The sequence below is a fragment of the Elizabethkingia occulta genome, from assembly GCF_002023715.1.
Classification (GTDB): domain Bacteria; phylum Bacteroidota; class Bacteroidia; order Flavobacteriales; family Weeksellaceae; genus Elizabethkingia; species Elizabethkingia occulta.
The window spans coordinates 39,370-57,233 of the sequence record NZ_MAHX01000008.1 but is presented as its reverse complement, the minus strand read 5'-3'; the positions used below and the strand labels follow the sequence as shown (position 1 = coordinate 57,233).

Annotated in this window: 19 protein-coding genes; 10 read left to right on the top strand and 9 right to left on the bottom strand. The window is 35.1% G+C overall.

What is annotated here, in order from left to right:
- Positions 1-18: 18 nt before the first annotated feature.
- The gene (locus tag BAZ10_RS06225; RefSeq protein WP_078771337.1) at positions 19-750 is read left to right on the top strand and encodes an MIP/aquaporin family protein; all 732 of its coding nucleotides are present in this window, start codon (positions 19-21) and stop codon (positions 748-750) included.
- Positions 751-786: 36 nt separating this feature from the next.
- On the top strand, positions 787-1,599 hold the full coding sequence (locus tag BAZ10_RS06220; protein ID WP_078771336.1) for a hypothetical protein: 813 nt from the start codon (positions 787-789) through the stop codon (positions 1,597-1,599).
- Positions 1,600-1,787: 188 nt separating this feature from the next.
- Here BAZ10_RS06220 and BAZ10_RS06215 read toward each other — a convergent pair whose 3' ends face one another.
- The 3 genes from BAZ10_RS06215 to BAZ10_RS06205 form a co-directional block, all read right to left on the bottom strand.
- Positions 1,788-2,969 carry a C1 family peptidase gene (locus tag BAZ10_RS06215; RefSeq protein WP_009094649.1) on the bottom strand — a complete coding sequence of 394 codons (1,182 nt, stop codon included), beginning with the start codon at positions 2,967-2,969 and terminating at the stop codon, positions 1,788-1,790.
- A 211-nt stretch (positions 2,970-3,180) separates the two neighbouring features.
- Positions 3,181-4,110, bottom strand: a complete 930-nt coding sequence (locus BAZ10_RS06210) for a ClpXP adapter SpxH family protein (RefSeq protein WP_078771335.1) — start codon at positions 4,108-4,110, stop codon at positions 3,181-3,183.
- Between the two features lie 12 nt (positions 4,111-4,122).
- Positions 4,123-5,202, bottom strand: a complete 1,080-nt coding sequence (locus tag BAZ10_RS06205; protein ID WP_078771334.1) for an alkene reductase — start codon at positions 5,200-5,202, stop codon at positions 4,123-4,125.
- Between the two features lie 74 nt (positions 5,203-5,276).
- On the opposite strand from BAZ10_RS06205, the gene BAZ10_RS06200 reads away from it, so the two are divergent.
- The gene (locus tag BAZ10_RS06200) at positions 5,277-5,588 is read left to right on the top strand and encodes a winged helix-turn-helix transcriptional regulator (RefSeq protein WP_009086118.1); all 312 of its coding nucleotides are present in this window, start codon (positions 5,277-5,279) and stop codon (positions 5,586-5,588) included.
- Positions 5,589-5,604: 16 nt separating this feature from the next.
- Here the strand turns inward: BAZ10_RS06200 and BAZ10_RS06195 are convergent, their stop codons facing one another.
- From BAZ10_RS06195 to BAZ10_RS06170, 6 genes are all read right to left on the bottom strand, one after another.
- Positions 5,605-6,456: a diacylglycerol/lipid kinase family protein gene (locus tag BAZ10_RS06195; RefSeq protein WP_078771333.1), complete on the bottom strand. Its 852-nt coding sequence runs from the start codon at positions 6,454-6,456 to the stop codon at positions 5,605-5,607.
- Positions 6,457-6,516: 60 nt separating this feature from the next.
- Positions 6,517-6,960 (bottom strand): DUF6526 family protein, encoded by a 444-nt coding sequence (locus BAZ10_RS06190; protein WP_078771332.1) that lies wholly within the window; start codon positions 6,958-6,960, stop codon positions 6,517-6,519.
- Between the two features lie 7 nt (positions 6,961-6,967).
- Positions 6,968-7,786, bottom strand: a complete 819-nt coding sequence (locus tag BAZ10_RS06185) for an RsiV family protein (protein WP_078771331.1) — start codon at positions 7,784-7,786, stop codon at positions 6,968-6,970.
- A gap of 77 nt (positions 7,787-7,863) precedes the next feature.
- Positions 7,864-8,304: a DUF5684 domain-containing protein gene (locus tag BAZ10_RS06180; protein ID WP_009086107.1), complete on the bottom strand. Its 441-nt coding sequence runs from the start codon at positions 8,302-8,304 to the stop codon at positions 7,864-7,866.
- Between the two features lie 123 nt (positions 8,305-8,427).
- Entirely contained in the window at positions 8,428-9,777 is a 1,350-nt protein-coding gene (gene hisS / locus BAZ10_RS06175; protein WP_078771330.1) for a histidine--tRNA ligase, read from the bottom strand.
- 84 nt (positions 9,778-9,861) lie between these two features.
- A complete protein-coding gene (locus BAZ10_RS06170; RefSeq protein ID WP_034870345.1) occupies positions 9,862-10,185 on the bottom strand; it encodes a single-stranded DNA-binding protein in 324 nt (107 codons plus the stop codon).
- Positions 10,186-10,436: 251 nt separating this feature from the next.
- On the opposite strand from BAZ10_RS06170, the gene BAZ10_RS06165 reads away from it, so the two are divergent.
- The 7 genes from BAZ10_RS06165 to BAZ10_RS06135 all read left to right on the top strand — a co-directional run bounded on the left by BAZ10_RS06165 (position 10,437) and on the right by BAZ10_RS06135 (position 17,723).
- Positions 10,437-10,781: a hypothetical protein gene (locus tag BAZ10_RS06165; RefSeq protein ID WP_078771329.1), complete on the top strand. Its 345-nt coding sequence runs from the start codon at positions 10,437-10,439 to the stop codon at positions 10,779-10,781.
- A gap of 97 nt (positions 10,782-10,878) precedes the next feature.
- The gene (locus BAZ10_RS06160; RefSeq protein ID WP_078771328.1) at positions 10,879-11,583 is read left to right on the top strand and encodes a response regulator transcription factor; all 705 of its coding nucleotides are present in this window, start codon (positions 10,879-10,881) and stop codon (positions 11,581-11,583) included.
- A gap of 3 nt (positions 11,584-11,586) precedes the next feature.
- The gene (locus tag BAZ10_RS06155) at positions 11,587-12,996 is read left to right on the top strand and encodes a sensor histidine kinase (protein ID WP_059322257.1); all 1,410 of its coding nucleotides are present in this window, start codon (positions 11,587-11,589) and stop codon (positions 12,994-12,996) included.
- Between the two features lie 240 nt (positions 12,997-13,236).
- Positions 13,237-13,737: a hypothetical protein gene (locus BAZ10_RS06150; protein WP_078771327.1), complete on the top strand. Its 501-nt coding sequence runs from the start codon at positions 13,237-13,239 to the stop codon at positions 13,735-13,737.
- 25 nt (positions 13,738-13,762) lie between these two features.
- Positions 13,763-14,590, top strand: coding sequence for a YoaK family protein (locus BAZ10_RS06145; RefSeq protein ID WP_059322261.1), 828 nt, complete (start codon positions 13,763-13,765; stop codon positions 14,588-14,590).
- A 257-nt stretch (positions 14,591-14,847) separates the two neighbouring features.
- Positions 14,848-16,575: a thiamine pyrophosphate-dependent enzyme gene (locus BAZ10_RS06140; protein WP_078771326.1), complete on the top strand. Its 1,728-nt coding sequence runs from the start codon at positions 14,848-14,850 to the stop codon at positions 16,573-16,575.
- Positions 16,576-16,892: 317 nt separating this feature from the next.
- Positions 16,893-17,723, top strand: a complete 831-nt coding sequence (locus BAZ10_RS06135) for a GLPGLI family protein (protein WP_078771325.1) — start codon at positions 16,893-16,895, stop codon at positions 17,721-17,723.
- The last annotated feature ends 141 nt before the right edge of the window (positions 17,724-17,864 follow it).

Here is a 17,864-nt window from a genome sequence, read left to right as displayed (position 1 = left end):
ACCGAAAAAGTACACAACATGACACCATTTACAGCAGAAATTATAGGTACAATGTTACTTATTCTTCTTGGGAACGGCGTAGTAGCAAATGTTCTTCTAAAAGATACCAAAGGCAATAATTCAGGATGGATTGTTATTACCACAGCATGGGCATTAGCTGTTTTTGTGGGGGTAACTGTTGCCGGCCCCATCAGCGGAGCACATCTTAATCCTGCAGTTACAATCGGACTGGCAGCTGCCGGAAAATTCCCATGGGAATCAGTTCCTTCTTATATTGCAGCTCAGATGATCGGAGCTATGGCCGGAGCATTTCTGGTATGGCTATTCCACAAAGATCATTTTGCGATCACTGAGGACGAAGGAGCCAAGCTAGCCTGCTTCAGTACAAGTCCGGCAATTGCTAAACCTGTTTCAAATATAATCAGCGAAATCATCGGAACTTTTGTGCTTGTTTTCGTAGTCTTCTATATCAGTGATGCTAATATCTCCATCCCAAATACTCCGGATGCCAAAATAGGCCTTGGAACTATAGGAGCTGTTCCGGTAGCATTCTTGGTATGGGCTATAGGTTTATCTTTAGGAGGTACCACCGGTTATGCTATAAATCCGGCAAGAGATTTGGGACCAAGAATTATGCATGCTATTCTACCTATAAAAGGCAGCAGCCAATGGAGCTACGCATGGATTCCGATTTTAGGACCAGTTATAGGAGCCGTTCTGGCAGCTTTACTTTTCGGAATTTTAAAATAAATTTTGCATCTGACTAATTAACACACACTAAATAAGATGAAAGAAAACTTATTAAGACTTTGTCTGATTTTTTCAGGCATCGTGGGAGTTTCTGCTCAAAACACAGACTCATTAAAAACAGAAGAAAGGGCTGGCAGGCTGGACTTTACAGCCAATATACAGAACAATCACCTATGGCGCGGACTTATTATTACGGATAAACCTGTAGTAATGGGTAACCTCTCCTACGCTTTGGATAAAAATAAAAACTGGAAAATTGGAATCTGGGGAGCATCGGCTCTTGCCAATGACAGTGACGGTACCCATTATAAAGAAATCAATTACTATGTTCAGTATTCCAATAAGAATTTTTATATAGGTCTTTGGGATTTATATAACTCAAGGAATATTAATACAGCAGTTGCAGCAAACGATATTTTCAGTTATTCCAGAAGAAGGACAGCTCATATTATCGACCTGAGAACCAACTATACTTTTGGGCCGAAATTCCCGTTAAACATAGAAGCCGATATCATGTTGTATGGTGGTGCCAATGCCGGAGAAGTTGTTCTGAAACCTGATGGAGAATATGATAAAAACAAATACTCTACCTATGTTCAGGTGAGCTACCCTGTTATCCAAAGCAAAAAGGTAAACCTTAATGCTTTTGTTGGGGCTGGATTTGCGCTGAATGACAGAAATTTCCTGTATGGCAATGGGCAAAGTAGTTTCCAGATTGTAAATGTAGGATTAAGGGCGAGCAAAGATGTAAAGATTACTGAACATTATACCCTTCCGGTCTCTATGATGGCCATGTGGAATCCAGCTCTTAAATACGCTCGTATACAGCTGGCAGCTACAGTATTCTAGAATGATATCTTTTTCTGTTTTGATATGCAACAAAAAAAGAAAGTCTACGTTCTAAGTAGTATAAAAAAATATAAAACAACATCAATTAGATAAACCTTATAGTCCTTAAAATTCTATGGGGTTTTATTAAAAATGCCGGAAGATAAATCTCCCGGCATTTTATTTATTCTGTAACAACTAGCGGATGATTATAATCCGATATTTGTATTAGGTTTTAATTTATTCAGAATATCCTTTGGTATTGCATTCTTGTGTACAAGGATACCTGTAGACTTATATTGTACATAAGGTCTTGTTACATATAAATATCCCTGATAATCATTGGTTACACCCCATGAATTCTTCACCATGTAATATTCTTTACCAGTCTGGTCTTTAGCCAATCCTACAATCTGCATTCCATGGTCATCAGTTGTTGTAAGATTATTAAGTCCTTCCTGACGCATATCTTCTGTAATTTTTTTATCAGGTCTTGGTCCTTTGAAAAGATTAGCTTTTGTCTGAGCGTCGATATTATTTAAATCTACATCCGGAACATAAGCTACCCCATTTTTATAAGAGAAGTAAGGTTCGGAAACGTCTGTTGCCCATCCTACTGTGTAACCTTTGTCTACAGCATTATCAATAATCTTAGTCAGATCATCCATCGGAACATTCCACATACTATCGTGGCTCCAGTTGTCCGGAATAGGAGCAACAAAACGCTGATAATACGGATAATCTTTGTAAGAAGTAAGCTCTACATAATCGTCAGGATTAATCCCTACCACATCTTTAGCAAAAGTCTGTGGTGTATAACGCTTTCCTTTGTAAGTAAACTCTTTTGGATATTCTCCAAGGTAGCTGTCCAATACATTATCTACATTTGTTAACCAATTTGCAGAAAGTTTACCCTGAGGATTTTTTACATAAGCATCAAGCATAGACTTGATAACACTCTGCATTTCACCAAAATTATTTTTGGTCTGTCCTGCCTGAAGTCCTGAATAAACCTCCTGAGGCACTGCACCATACTTTTTATACATATTGATTACATCGTGCAATTCACCACCATCTCCCCAGGAAATAGCACCACCAAACAATACATACTGTTTAGCTTTATCATGATAAGCATTACGGGCTGTAAAGATCTCAGCTAAATCTACAGCTGGTTTTCCCATTCTTATCATTTCAGATTCAAGGAAAGAGTTTCCTGAGTAGCTCCAACAGGTTCCTGAGGATCCCTGATTTTTAATAGAAGTATTCCCTAACTCCTTAACTACTGTAAATTTAAAATCCGGATTTTCAGATTGATTGTTTTTTAGGCTGTTTACCAGGTTGTCTTGTGCAAAAGCCATGCTTCCTGCAGTAAGCATGGTAAGCAAAAACATGTTTCTCTTCTTCATTGTAAAATTAGAATTAAATTGATTAAAGTCTCAATATGACTAAAGAGTCCAAATTTAGTTCAAATTGTTACAATAATTTTATAGAAATTTTCGATTTTAAGGACGTTTATGGTATATTGCAACTATATTGCATTTAGGAAATCTTCACATACAAACACCAAACAACTGAAAACTAAATAATTAAACCCATTCTTATTCATATTTTATCTGAAGATTTTCTAATCCACAGAGATCCATTTTTAGTCATTAATTTTTCTAAAAAGCCTTTATCCATAAGTTCATTTAGCTGTTTCTCGCTCTCATTACGGGATATTCCGGATAATTCAGAATATTCTCTGGCTGTTAAAGAATTGTATTTAGAGAAAAGAGCTTCCCGGTTTTTATTATATTGTTCTTTAGTAACATCAGAACTAAGATTTAGAATCACTGTTTCAAAAAATGAATAAGGTTTAGTACCGTATATCGTTTCTCGCTCCCCTGATTTATTCTGTATAAATATCGTCGGAAATCCTCGAACACCATAATCTCTTGCCAGCTTCAGGTCAGCTTCAAAAAGTTTTTGAGCAGATCTTTCAAAATCTGTTTTTAGTTTTACAACATCCAATCCGGCTTCTTTGGCAGCCATGGCAATATATTCCCATCTGGTAATATTCTTCTTCTTTAGAAAAACCAATTCTCTCAGGATTCTTAAGAAATTTACTGCTTTATCTTTATCCTGTATTTCTGCAGCCTTAAAAGCTATAGAAGGCGGATAAGATGAATTTAAAGGATCTTCCAACCAGACATCACCGTCAATCGGCATATCATAATATACACTAACTTCATCCCAATGATACGCAACATCCGAAGGCTTACTAATACCTCCGCTGTTATAACTCCAGTCTGGCAAAAGTCCGCCCATGTGGTATTCTATATCCAGAATGTTTCCGTATTCTAATTTCAGTTTTCTCAGTTGGGGTTCAATTCCCCAACAGGAAGAACAAATAGGATCGGTAAAATAAACAAGTTTAAGAGGCTTATCCTGATTAGATATAGCTTGATAATTATTACTTATTCCAGTCCCGGGAATTTCACATAATCCCGTTGCAGGATTACATAAAAGTGGGTTAATATTTGTATTTTCCATAGTCACGTATTTTTAAATGTTATAATCAGGATAGTCAATATAACCTTTTTCATCAGCTGTATAAAAGGTTGCAGGATCCGCTTTTGCCCATTCAATATTGTTTTCGATTCTGTATGGCAAATCCGGATTGGCAATAAACGGAGAGCCAAATGAAATAAGATCTGCGTCATTGTTTATCAATACATTTTCTGCTCTTTCTTTGGTATAACCACCATTTAGTATCAATAATTGTCCGAATTCCTTGCGAATTGTTTTTATAAGATTCCGTCCTTCTTCTGTTGCTCTTGCAGCATAATCGATAACATGCAGATAGGTAATATCTAATTTTGCTAATTCTGTCACTACATGTATGTAAGTTTCCGGGATTTCTTTATAAAGCGGCATCGTATTAAATGTACTATATGGAGATATTCTCACTCCTATTTTATCAAAACCAATTGCATGACCAACGGCTTCTGTCACTTCTAAAACAAATTTGCTTCTGTTCTCAGTACTCCCACCGTATTTATCATTCCTGATATTCGAATTCGGATTAAGAAATTGCTCTAATAAATAGCCATTTGCAGCATGTAATTCAACTCCGTCGAAACCTGCCTCGATGGCATTCTTAGCAGCCTGGATAAATTCACCTTTAGCTTTTTCAATTTCTTCCAAAGACATCTCCAGAGGCTCCTCTGTTTTTTGCATTCCCAAAGTATCAGTCCACATATCCATATGAGCATTTACTGCAGAAGGAGCGAGTATTTTTGTATTTTCCGGCATATTTGCTTTATTGGCTATACGCCCAACATGCATTAACTGTATAAATATTTTACCTCCATCCGCATGAACAGCTTCAGTAATTTTTTTCCAGCCTATAGCCTGTTCGTTATTAAATATACCCGGGATTCTTGCATAACCCAAGGCATTGGTGCTTGGTGCTACACCTTCTGTAATAATAAGACCTGCGGTACTTCTTTGCGCGTAGTACTGTTGCATTAGATCATTGGGCAAATTCTGAATGGCTCTGCTTCTTGTCATAGGAGCCATTACAATTCTGTTTTTAAATACCTGTGTATTTTTTTCAATTTCGGATAACAAATGTGTTTTCATAATTTTAATTATTTTTGATTTCTGTTATACAAAGTTGTAACAGTTAATCTTAAATAGCAATAAGTCAAAAAAATATGACCACTAATATTAACAATAAAAATTACGAATGCTGCCCTGCTGAGGAAGTGTTAAAGCTATTATCCGGAAAATGGAAACCTCAGATATTTCGTCTGGCTATTGAAGGTCCGCTACGATTTAGCAGCTTACTGAGGCAAATTGATGGATCGAATAAACAGAGTATTGCTACAGCACTAAAAGAATTAGAAACTGAAGGACTTCTGATTAAAAATATTATAAAATTAAAACCTCTGCATATAGAATATACACTATCGGAAAGAGGTAAGCTAATGCTGCCTGTATTTCAGCAACTCGAAAATTTAAGGTAATCCTCTTACCGATTATCTAGTCTACCAGAATATTCAGGCTGTGAGGCAATACCTTGATTTCAATAGGAGAGCCTATTTCTATTCCTTCCCCGTCCAAATGCCAGGCTTTAGAATTTCTGACACTAAATTTCAGGTCAGATACCGGAAAGTAAGTCAGGTAATCGTTTTCTTTCAGGTTCTTTGTAAACATTCTGAATGCAAATGCCAAAGAATGCCATAACGGGAATTTTTTAACCAATACTATATCTACAAGCCCATCGCTATAATCAGCATGAGGAGCGATATAAGCATTATTACCAAACTGACGTGTGTTGGCCACATTTAGCATCAGGTAATTTCCATTATATTGCTTGTATTTTTCTTCAAATTCTACCTTGATAGATTTGAAAATAAAAAAGGTCTTTACAGTAACCTTAATGTAGTTGGTAAAACCACGACTTGTTTTTTCGAATTTTTTAATAACCTCTCCATCAAACCCGGTTCCTGATACATTAATAGACAAATTACCGTTCACAGTAAAAGTGTCAATCTTATGAAACTTTTTCTGCTTAATCTTTTGCAGAAGGCTGTCTATATTTTTGGTAAAATTGGTTTCATTAGAAAAACCATTTCCTGAACCGGCAGGAAAAACAGCCAGAATTTTGTCTGTGTTAATCAACTTCTGGGCAACAGTAGAAATAGTACCATCCCCGCCTACAGCCACAAAAACTTCTGTAGAAGCAAAATTCTCATCGATAAACCGATGGGTATCTTCTATCGACTTAGAAATCATAAAATTAGCCTCAGGATATTTTTGCTGAAGCTTTTCTAAAAAATCTTTATAATTTTTTTTTGCCGAAAACGGATTGATGATAAATACTGCGTCCATGATTTTGAAAGGCCAAAGGTACAAAAAAAGACTCCACCTCTGTGAAGTCTTTTAGTTTCTTTAAACTCTTCTGTTATCCTCTTTCCAGTTTTTTATACGTTTCTTAATCTGATCTGCATTCAAATTCTCAGAAATAGCTTCCTCTACAAGCTTTGAAAACTCATTATCATTAGCAAATCTTAATGCAAATAACTGAGCATCGCTGAATGTATAGCCTGTATCATCTATATTTTTTCCGGTTAAACGAAAATATCTGAACTTCACCTCATCTACAATAATTCTGTTTTGTAATGTCAGGGCATAATGTTGTCTCATCATAAAAGCAACCCAAATAATTAAAAAGATTGTTCCCGAAAGTACAAACCACATCCAGAACTCACCATTATTATTTCCCAATGAATATCCCATACGATAAAGAGATATGCCAAACAGAATAAGTCCTACCGGATAAAATATAAAATGATGTGGTGTATAGAAACGCCTATGATTCTGATAATTTTGCATAAAAGGTCTATTTCGTATTAATTTTCATTCTTTTCATAAATTCCGGATTAATGGTTCCTTCCAGTTCTTTCCACGAAACAGGAATCGTAATATCTCCGGCGGCAAAAGCTGCTATTTCATAGGGGCTATAATGGAAATACAGATTTTTATCATCAAAATAGAAGTTATCATTTACCGTTACTTTATCAAATAGCAATCCATCTGATATTTTTACAGCTCCTTCCCCATTCTCCGTACCAGTCGGTATCTTATCTACATTTTTCATCAATAGTTTCTCAAGCTTGCTTTTAGGCATGGAAGTAATATCTGACAGTACTAACTGCTTTTTACTATTTAAATCAAAAACCTTTTCCATAAAGCCATAGTTATCATGAGCTCCCCCCATATAACTGGACCATGTATATTCTACAGAAAGATAATTATTGGTAAAGCTTCTCAGACGCATAGAATTATCTTCATACCATTTATTTCCAAGAACTACACCTCCAGCCAGATAATCTTTTTTGACTTTAGCAAAAAGACCATCAGCGGCTTTTTTAGCAGCTGCCTCCAAATCTGGCTTGGAATAACCTACAGGTTTTATAAACGGGTATAATGAATCCAGAATAGCTTTTTCTTTTATATCCGGAAAAACTAAAATTCTGTCCGAATAAGCAATGATAAGTGAATCTGTAGCCTTTATAGAGTCACTGTAAATAACAGAATCTTGTTTTAGTGTAATAAGGCTATCTTCTTTTGGTATATCTGTTCCCTGTGCTTTTTCCTGTTTTTTGCAGGAAAGTACCAGTACAGCAATCATAAATAAAGATGAAACTGCATTTTTCATATTGTAATAAGTTTGGTGTTTAAAGTTAATAAAAAAACCGCTGAATCAGCGGTTTCCATTATTTTTACTTTATACTTCTAAGCGGTTTCATCCGGAACTGCAGAAGAATCAAACTGATCACTACCGAAAGCATGAACAATCATATTAATAAATAACCCTGTTAGTAAACCTATTACTCCCCAAACAGTACTGTTTTCTCCTTTTCCGAAACCTTTCCCAAGTTTATCGCCAGTTACGAACCATGCATAATAAGAAATAAGTGGAACATAAAATAAAATGAAAAACCATGATGGTTTTTTAATAATCTGCGACAGGACAATAGCATTATAAACTGGTACAAAGCCTGCCCATGCATCTTCTCTACCAGCTTTTTTAAATACTTTATATCTGCAAAAACCAATAAAAAGATAAATGACTAAATAAAAAAACAACATTCCAATTCCGAAGATTGCTCCTGCAGCTGCGGAGCCTGAGTTGTCATAGTACGAAGAATCGTACGATTGCAAAATAGTTAACATAGTTTAGATTGTTTAGAATTATTAATTAAACCAAATATAACCATTTTAGATATCAGTAAGAATATTTAAAATGAATATTTCATTAATATTATGCAACAAAAAACCACCTTACGGTGGTTTTATTTATTTAAAAAATTCGGATTGTTCGATTGTTTCCTGCTCTCCCGATGCCAGATTTTTTATCGTGATTCGGGCATTCTCAATTTCGTCTTTGCCCAGAAAAACAAGATGTGGAATCTCTTTTTTCTCAGCATATGCAAATTGTTTTTTCAACTTCGCCGCTTCCGGGTAAAGTTCCGCAGAAATTCCTTTTTCTCTGAGTTTTGCAATAAGCTTCATCGCTTCTATTGCTTCTTCTTCTCCGTAATTAGCAAAAAGATACTCTACTTTTACAGTAGCATTCTCCGGGAACAGTCCTAATTCCTCCATTACAAGGTAGGTTCTGTCTAGTCCGAAAGAAATTCCGATTCCCGGTATATTCTTTACCCCGAAAACTTCTGTCAGGTTGTTGTAGCGGCCACCACCACCAATAGATCCCATTTCTACTCCTTTAGCTTTTACTTCGAAGATCGCACCTGTGTAATAGTCTAAACCTCTGGCTAAGGTAATATTGAATACCAAATCCTGATTGTCTATACCAAGTTCCATTGCTTTAGATAAAACAAATTCCAGTTCTGTAACTCCCTGAATACCTACTTCCACACCTTCAAACTTTCCTTTTAGTTCCTGAAGGTTTTCTAATGCATTATTTTTCTGATGAAAAAGGAAGTCTAGTTTTTCAATAGCTTCATCTGAAATACCTTTTTCCTGCATTTCTTTAATTACACCATCTTTACCGATTTTATCCAGCTTATCCAACGCTACTGTAAAATCAATTAGCTGTTCTGTTATTCCTGCATATTCCGCAAGGCCAGAAAGAATTTTACGGTTATTCATTTGAATAGCTACAGGAACACCAAGCTCTTTAAAAGCTTTGAAATATAACTGTACCAGCTCTACTTCCTGCCAAAGGCTCTCGGAACCTACAACATCAGCATCACACTGATAGAACTCTCTGAACCTTCCTTTCTGTGGACGGTCTGCACGCCATACTGGTTGAATCTGATAACGCTTAAAAGGAAAAGTTAACTGCCCATGATTCATCGCAACGAATCTTGCAAACGGTACTGTAAGGTCGTAACGCAATGCTTTATCAGAAATTTGTGACGTCAATTTTTTAGCATCTTTATTCTGCCAATCGTTTTCGTTCACTTTCTCCGTATAATTACCTGAATTTAAGATTTTGAAAATTAGACGGTCTCCTTCTTCTCCGTATTTACCAGTAAGAGTTGACAAATTTTCAAAACTTGGGGTTTCCAAAGGCTGAAAACCAAAAAGCTCAAAATTCTTTTGTAATGTATTAATAATATATTTCCTGCGGGAAACTTCCTGTGCTGTAAAGTCGCGTGTTCCTTTTGCTAGACTAGGCTTCATTCTTTATCTTTTCTCTAAAGCACAAAAATAAGCATAATGTGGCAAATAAATGTAATAGAGATACAACAGGCTGAATATTATTAATTATTTCATCATCAGAAGTTCTTCTACTCTGATTTCAGTAATATAGCGCATATTGCCGTCTTTGTCTTCATAGCTTCTGTAGGTAAGCTTCCCCTCTATTGCAATCTCTTTGCCTTTGGTAACATATTTCTCAAAGACTTCTGCCAGTTTGCCATAAACGATAAGATTATGCCATTGGGTTTCTTCAATCTTTTCACCCTGAGTATTGGTATAATAATCATTGGTTGCTAAACTAACGGAAGCTTTAATTCCTTTTTCGAACTGGGTTACTTCTACATCTTTACCTGTGTGTCCGAATAAAATAACTTTGTTTCTTAGTGACATGGCTGTATGATTTTAAAATTAAACTTGGTAGATTTTCTGTAGCAAAGATGAAAGTTACATAATGTTTTAATCGGTAAAAAAATATTTATAATCATTTGTAATCGTTTAACCAAAGCTAAAAAATTATATATCAAAAAGTTACGATTTTTATTTTATATTCTTTTTTATAATTAAAAAACATAATTATTTAAATTACAAAAGATTAATTAAAGTAATAAAATACTATATTTGAGATAATTAAATAAAAAAACATGCAATTCTGTCTGGAATGTAATGAAAAAATATCAGGCCGATCGGATAAAAAGTTCTGTTCGGACGGATGCCGAAATGCCTATAACAACAGACAGAATAAGGATAGTACAAACCTGATGCGAAATATTAATAATCGTTTGCGAAAAAATTACCGTATTCTGAATCATATTAATGAGGAAGGAAAAACTAAAGTTTCTCAACAAAAACTATTGTCACTAGGTTTTGATTTTGGCTTTATAACTCAAATCATCACCTACAAAAATGGATCTGAATACCGGTTTATATACGATCAGGGTTACAAAATTCTGGAAGAAGATTGGATTCTGCTGGTGAAAAAGAATTAGCTTTTTTACGATATTATCATTTACTATAGCTGAGCACTATCTTCATTCAGGTTTTGTTTGCGTGTCAATTTTTATATTTTTGTAACATTCGTTGCTTATGGAAAAAATTATTCTGATCGAAGACGAGACCAGTGTGGTATCATTTATAAAAAAAGGACTTCAGGAAAAAGGTTATGAAATTTCTGTAGCCTTTGACGGCCGTACCGGTGTACAACTGGTAGAAGCTAATGATTTTGATCTTGTAATTCTGGATATTATGCTTCCTGAAATGAATGGTCTGGATGTATGCAAAGAGATCAGAAAAACCAATAAACGGGTACCTATTCTTTTTCTTACAGCTCTCGGAACTTCAGAAAACATAGTACTGGGACTGGAAAGCGGTGGTGATGATTATCTGGTAAAACCATTCAAATTTATTGAGCTTGTTGCCCGTATAAAATCATTACTGAGAAGAAGTGGTAACAATACTATTCCGGAAATACCTGAACCGGAAGCCGATGAAGAACATATTTACAGATTTTCGGATCTTGTTGTAAATGATTACACTAAAAAGGTAACACGGGGCGGCGAAGAAGTAAATCTTACTTCTACAGAATATAAACTACTGGTTTATTTCCTTAACAATCCTGAAAAAGTTATTTCCCGTGTGGAAATTCTGGATGCAGTATGGGGTGTAAATTATGAACTGGGAACCAATGTTGTGGATGTTTATGTAAACTATCTTAGAAAGAAACTGGACAATCCTGATAATAAACTAATCCATACGGTTATCGGAATGGGTTATGTACTAAAAAGACCGTAGCAGATGTTTAAAAAAGTGATCACTAATCAGACAAAAACCATGATACTTTTAATGCTGGTATTTACCAGTATTATTATTCTGTTTAGTGGTTTGGTTTATTTTTCTATTGTCAACTTTTCTCACCAACGGTTTTATGAATTGCTTAAAATCCGTACAACAACTATTGTACAGATAGAAAAAGGTAAAGAACATCTAGACCTTCCGGAAAATTATATCCTCAGCAGCCTGAACGATGAGGAGCTCCCAATGGAAAAAGATTATGTTTTTGCAGTTCCTAAAGATTCTAACTTCAGCAAAATTTCTCAGAAAGTTCATATCCCCTCATCCTTTTTCAGAAATATTGTAAAAAACGGAGAAGCTAATTATAATGATAAGGAGTTTTATTACATTGGGCAGACTTTCAGGTTTGATGATAAAAATTATATAGCGATTGCCTCTGCAAAAAATCACTACGTAGCGTATTATCTGGAATACCTGAAAAGAACCCTTATTACATGTATTGTACTCTCTCTATTCTTTAGTATGATATTTTCTTTTTACCTATCCAAAACCTTATTCAAACCAATATTAAAGATTACAGGTAAGGTAAAAGAAATCAGTTCCGAAAATTTACACCTCCGACTAGGACCTCAACCTGGTAACAAGGAGCTTAACGAACTGGTTGAAACTTTCAACGATATGCTAAACCGTATTGAGACTTCTTTCGAGACCCAAAATCACCTTATCGGAAATGTTTCACATGAATTAAGAACTCCCCTCACGTCTATTATGGGAGAAGCAGATGTTGCGCTTTCCATTAACAGAACCGCCGAGGAATACAAAGACACATTGGAGATTATCCTAAATGAAGCGGAAAAGCTCGATAAAAAAATCAAGGCTTTATTAATGATTGCTCAGACAGGATTTGATGGTAAAATCCAGAAATTTGATAAGGTAAGAACCGATCAATTGCTTTGGGATGTTATCGAAACACTGAAAAGAATTGATCCCCGAAACAACATATTCCTTGATATCAGTATGCTCCCTGATAATCCCAAAAAGCTCAAAGTACAGGGGAATGAACAGCTATTGCATCTTGCTCTGGCAAACATCATCAGTAACGGATGCAAGTATTCTAACTTCCAGCAGGTAAAAGTTTCTCTAGGAGCGACCGACACAGATGTATACATTATTATAAAAGATGCCGGAATTGGTATTCCGGAACAAGAGATGAACAAAATTTATGATCCGTTCTTTAGAGCATCTAATACCAAAAATTATGAGGGCTACGGAATTGGTCTTCCTCTTGCGCGGAATATTGTAAGAATACACCACGGAGAACTGATTGTAACATCACATGAAAATCAGGGTACCACAGTACAACTTCGTTTTCCTAATTTTTACAGTACACAAAACGAGGAAAAACAAGCTTAACTAATTCTGTCTATATCGCTCTGTGAGCGTCAATATTTACATATTAAAACCTTACAAAATTGTAAGGTTTTTGTATTATTATTCTCCTTTGTTCAGGTTTCATAATTTGTAAAAATTAAAATTCTAATCTCATTTTAATCTCGTTAATCATATTTTAATTTGTTTCCAAAGTCTTTCTAATACGGTGGGTATAGTTTTGTATCATCAAAATAAGATAATACAGAACCAAACCCAAAAGTTATGAGCAAGACCATTTTAATAGCCACTGATTACTCACTAGAATCATTAAATATATTGAAAAGAGTATTACAGGAAAAAAATGCTTTACAGGATAATACTCAATATAACATACTGTTTGTTTCCGGATACGACATGGGTGACTCTATAAGAGATCTCCTGTTCACAAACAAAAACACAATTTTCAATAAAATAAGACCACAGGAATTCTGTGATGCTTATGAAATCATTCGAAACAAATATTCGCACCTGATTGATAAAATTGTATGTGATGTTTTTACAGGAAGTTTTCAAAGAACATTCAACAATTATGTAAAAGCTACAAACATTCAGGAAGCCTACTACTCTCCTTCTATCAGAAGCAAAGGAAAAGGAAAATTCAGCATTATTCCTTACATCAGAAAATGTAAAGAATTGCAATACACAGAAATTTCCGTTGAAGTTCCTCAGAGCTTACCGGAAAGAGGAAGACTTGCGGAAATATTCGCAAGCACAGGAAGCTAAATAATAACAATTAAAACACACACAAATGTTAAGGAATTATAGTAACAGCAGGACACTGGGAGATAACATCAGGCTGGGGACGCTGACAGCTTTTACAGCCGGTACTATAAATATAGCCTCATTATTGATATTTCTCTCATTTACCTCAAACGTAACGGGACACTATGCTATTCTGGCTGCTGAAATAAGCAAAGGAAGCTGGGCTAAAGCTGCAGTTGTTGGAGGATGGATTTTCCTATTCTTCTTCGGGAGCTTTTTATCCAACCTGATTGTCATAAATTTCAATAAAAAGAGCAAGTATTTTGCGCATGCAATGCCAATTGTTCTGGAAATTATCTGTCTGCTATTTGTAGGTATTTATGGACAGTTTTATTATCAGAGAACACTGGAAGAAACCGAATATCTGGTTGCACTAATGCTATTCGCAACAGGTTTACAAAACGGTCTTACCGCAAGTATTTCCAACTTCTCGATAAAAACAACCCACCTTACAGGTACAACAACCGACCTTGGGATCTTATTTTCTATGTTTACTCATAAAAAGTACAGAAAGAATCCGGAGCTTATTGCAAGAGCAAAAGTGCTTATAAGTATTATGATTGCTTATGTAGCAGGAGCCGTATTCTCTGGTCTTACCTATTACTATCTGGAGTTCAGAGTATTTTATGTCATCAGTATGTGTCTACTTATTGTAATCGGGTATGATGCCTATAAAATTCATCTGAGACACTTCAATACCAGATACAGATATAGCAGGATTTATAGAAAACCTACTGTTCTGGCTTATTTGTACGACAAGATCCACGGGATACCGAAAAGGAGTGAAAAACGAAAATTCATTTTTGAAGATTAAATATATTATTGGTTTTAATTTTGTGTAAAACTAGCTGTGAGCCATCCTCTATTTGTGTAAACATTTAGAGGATTGTGCTTTTTAGGAGACAATGTAAAATAAATCTAAAATTATCCTGAATTAATAAAGAAACCGCTAAGAATCCCTATCCCGTAAATATTCCGTTTATAAGACGAAAGTATTACATGAATAATTTTAATAAATACTGATAAATAAAAAGGCTGTAGCTTTGTTAGAAACCATCAAAACAAAACATTATGGAAAAAAATATTGCCGAGCAAATGGTCGATATGCTTGCTGATGCAGGTATTAAACGTATTTATGCTGTTACGGGAGACAGCCTTAATCATCTGAATGATGCTGTCCGTAAAAACGGAAAAATAAAATGGATACATGTCCGGCATGAAGAAGTTGGTGCTTATGCTGCAGCAGCTGAAGCCGAATTGGATGGCTTAGCCTGTTGTGCAGGAAGTTGTGGTCCGGGACACGTACATCTTATTAATGGCGTTTACGATGCACATCGCGGACATGCTCCAATGCTTGTTATAGCCTCCACCATTAATACCAACGAAATGGGAATGGACTATTTTCAGGAAACCAATACCATCAAATTATTTGACAACTGTAGTGTTTACAATCAGATGATTATGACACCTGAACAGGCTCCCAGAATTTTGCAAACGGCTATCCAGCATGCTATTTCTAAAAAAGGTGTTGCTGTTGTAGGTCTCCCCGGTGATGTTTCCGAACTAAAAGCTAAAGAAAATGTAACCTCCAATCGTTTTTTCTTTACTCAACCTTTAATCCGCCCAAATGATCAGGAATTACAGCAGCTTGCGGATCTCATTAATGAAAACAAAAAAATAACCATCTTCTGTGGTATAGGGGCCGAGAATGCACATGCAGAAGTTGTTCAGTTGTCACAACATCTGAAAGCTCCCGTAGGCTATTCTTTCCGTGGAAAAATGTCTATGCAGCATGACAATCCGAATGAGGTCGGAATGACCGGATTGCTAGGACTTCCTTCTGCCTATAACAGTATGTGCGATTCCGATTTAATTTTACTATTTGGTACTGATTTCCCATATCAGGCTTTTATGCCGGAAAAAAATAAAATTGCACAGATTGACTTAGCCCCGGAACGTTTAGGCCGCCGTGCAAGAGTCGATTTAGGACTCTGTGGAGATGCTAAAGAAACAATCAAGGCGCTTTTACCTCTTATAAATACTAAAGATGATTCAGATTTTCTTGATGAGCAGCTGAAATACTATGAGAAAGTAAAAGAAAATCTGGAGACTTATGTTAAGGACTCCGGATCAGAAGATAATATCCAACCTGAGTTCCTGGCATCTACGATTTGTAATAATGCCAATGATGATACTATTTTTACGGTAGATACCGGAATGACTTGTGTATGGGGAGCACGCTTTATAAAAGCAACCGGTAAAAGAAAAATGCTGGGTTCATTTAATCATGGCTCCATGGCCAATGCAATGCCAATGGCAATAGGAGCAGCACTCTCCCATCCCGAAAGACAGGTTGTAGCTATGTGTGGTGATGGTGGAATCTCCATGTTATTAGGTGATCTAGCAACCATTCATCAGTACAATCTTCCTGTTAAAATTATTGTATTCAACAACAGGGCTTTAGGAATGGTTCGACTGGAAATGCAGGTTGCCGGACTTCCGGATAACCAGACGGATATGATTAATCCTGATTTTGCCAAAGTTGCAGATGCAATGGGAATTATAGGAGAAAACATCCATAATGTTGGAGATGTTGAAGCTGCTGTAAAACGAGCTTTCGAACATAACGGCCCATATCTGCTAAACGTTTTTACCAATCCGAATGCACTGGCTATGCCACCGAAGGTAGACGCTGGTCAGATTATCGGCATGGCAAAATCTATGACCAAATTAATGCTTGGTGGCCGTGTAAATGAAGTGTTGGACACAATAAAATCTAATTATAAGCATATTTTCTAGGTATAATTTCATCTATAGTTATAAAAAACGAGAGGTATTTTGCCTCTCGTTTTTTATAACTAATTTCTTGTTTTAGATTTTTAATATCATAGGATTACTTTTTCAGAACATCATTGTTATAATTGCTAATATTTTTAAATTAAATTGTTAAATAATAATAAAATAAAGTTATGTTAAATTTGAAATACATATAAATATTTAAATTTAAGGCATGAACTAATTAAAAAATAATTTTCTGAAAAATCTAAAACAACTTTCTAGAAATTATCTTAAGTAGCCATGAAATTGAATAGCTAAACTTATTTTAAATATTATGTATGGGAAAATTAAAATTTTCATTACTTATTCTTTCAATAATATTCATTAAAGCACAATCAATACGTTTTGAATATGAATTAAGTTGTTTAAACGACTCTCTGAGCAAGAATTATCAGAAGTTTAATACTGTATTAGAAATTAGCTCCGATTCTAAAAAATTCTATGATATGGATATTTATAAATATGATTCTATTCAATCAAAAAAAGGAGTAAGTGGATATATGAACACAGGATTTGATCAAAACTTGTTAAAATTAAAATCTGATGGAGTCAATCAAGCTTTCCAAAATATCAATAATGAGGACCATTACAGGTTACAATCTAAAGATGAATTTAATTGGACAATAATAAAAGAAGAAAATAATATAAAAGGATATAAACTGCAGAAAGCAGTAACTAATTTTGGAGGCAGAGAGTGGATAGCATGGTTTACACAAGACATTCCTATTCCAGAAGGTCCATACAAATTTGAAGGTTTACCTGGATTAATTGTAGAAATAAATGATTCCAAAAATCATTATCATTATGAGCTTACAAAGGTAACTAAACTGCCAAAGGCAGCGGATACTTCTAATATACTTGAAAAACAAAGAGGAAAAAAGGCAATAGATATTACACTTGCAAAATATCAAAAATTATTACTAGAATATTACAATGATCCATACAAAGATTTATTAAATGCAAGTAGCTTTAGCCTTCGTGATGCAGGTTCGGGAAAGACTTATACCAAGCGTGAAGAATTAAGGGAAGCGCGGATTGATGAACAAAATAGAATAAAGAAATACTATAATCCTCTTGAGCTAGATAAAGCTATAATATACCCTAAATAAAAAACTTTTCATATTCATCTTTGAAACTTTTATTCTATGTTTTGCTCCTTTACATTTATTAAACAAATTAGACGATCTTTTTTCACCCAAACTAAAAGTTAACCTGCTAAAACTTCCGTATATTCGTGTTCTTTTATCAAT

Excerpts from the sequence above, each read along its gene's own strand:
- BAZ10_RS06225 (WP_078771337.1), top strand. The coding sequence starts at position 19 with ATGACACCATTTACAGCAGAAATTATAGGTACAATGTTACTTATTCTT.
- BAZ10_RS06220 (WP_078771336.1), top strand. The coding sequence starts at position 787 with ATGAAAGAAAACTTATTAAGACTTTGTCTGATTTTTTCAGGCATCGTG.
- BAZ10_RS06215 (WP_009094649.1), bottom strand. The coding sequence starts at position 2,969 with ATGTTTTTGCTTACCATGCTTACTGCAGGAAGCATGGCTTTTGCACAA.
- BAZ10_RS06210 (WP_078771335.1), bottom strand. The coding sequence starts at position 4,110 with ATGGAAAATACAAATATTAACCCACTTTTATGTAATCCTGCAACGGGA.
- BAZ10_RS06205 (WP_078771334.1), bottom strand. The coding sequence starts at position 5,202 with ATGAAAACACATTTGTTATCCGAAATTGAAAAAAATACACAGGTATTT.
- BAZ10_RS06200 (WP_009086118.1), top strand. The coding sequence starts at position 5,277 with ATGACCACTAATATTAACAATAAAAATTACGAATGCTGCCCTGCTGAG.
- BAZ10_RS06195 (WP_078771333.1), bottom strand. The coding sequence starts at position 6,456 with ATGGACGCAGTATTTATCATCAATCCGTTTTCGGCAAAAAAAAATTAT.
- BAZ10_RS06190 (WP_078771332.1), bottom strand. The coding sequence starts at position 6,960 with ATGCAAAATTATCAGAATCATAGGCGTTTCTATACACCACATCATTTT.
- BAZ10_RS06185 (WP_078771331.1), bottom strand. The coding sequence starts at position 7,786 with ATGAAAAATGCAGTTTCATCTTTATTTATGATTGCTGTACTGGTACTT.
- BAZ10_RS06180 (WP_009086107.1), bottom strand. The coding sequence starts at position 8,304 with ATGTTAACTATTTTGCAATCGTACGATTCTTCGTACTATGACAACTCA.
- hisS (WP_078771330.1), bottom strand. The coding sequence starts at position 9,777 with ATGAAGCCTAGTCTAGCAAAAGGAACACGCGACTTTACAGCACAGGAA.
- BAZ10_RS06170 (WP_034870345.1), bottom strand. The coding sequence starts at position 10,185 with ATGTCACTAAGAAACAAAGTTATTTTATTCGGACACACAGGTAAAGAT.
- BAZ10_RS06165 (WP_078771329.1), top strand. The coding sequence starts at position 10,437 with ATGCAATTCTGTCTGGAATGTAATGAAAAAATATCAGGCCGATCGGAT.
- BAZ10_RS06160 (WP_078771328.1), top strand. The coding sequence starts at position 10,879 with ATGGAAAAAATTATTCTGATCGAAGACGAGACCAGTGTGGTATCATTT.
- BAZ10_RS06155 (WP_059322257.1), top strand. The coding sequence starts at position 11,587 with ATGTTTAAAAAAGTGATCACTAATCAGACAAAAACCATGATACTTTTA.
- BAZ10_RS06150 (WP_078771327.1), top strand. The coding sequence starts at position 13,237 with ATGAGCAAGACCATTTTAATAGCCACTGATTACTCACTAGAATCATTA.
- BAZ10_RS06145 (WP_059322261.1), top strand. The coding sequence starts at position 13,763 with ATGTTAAGGAATTATAGTAACAGCAGGACACTGGGAGATAACATCAGG.
- BAZ10_RS06140 (WP_078771326.1), top strand. The coding sequence starts at position 14,848 with ATGGAAAAAAATATTGCCGAGCAAATGGTCGATATGCTTGCTGATGCA.
- BAZ10_RS06135 (WP_078771325.1), top strand. The coding sequence starts at position 16,893 with ATGGGAAAATTAAAATTTTCATTACTTATTCTTTCAATAATATTCATT.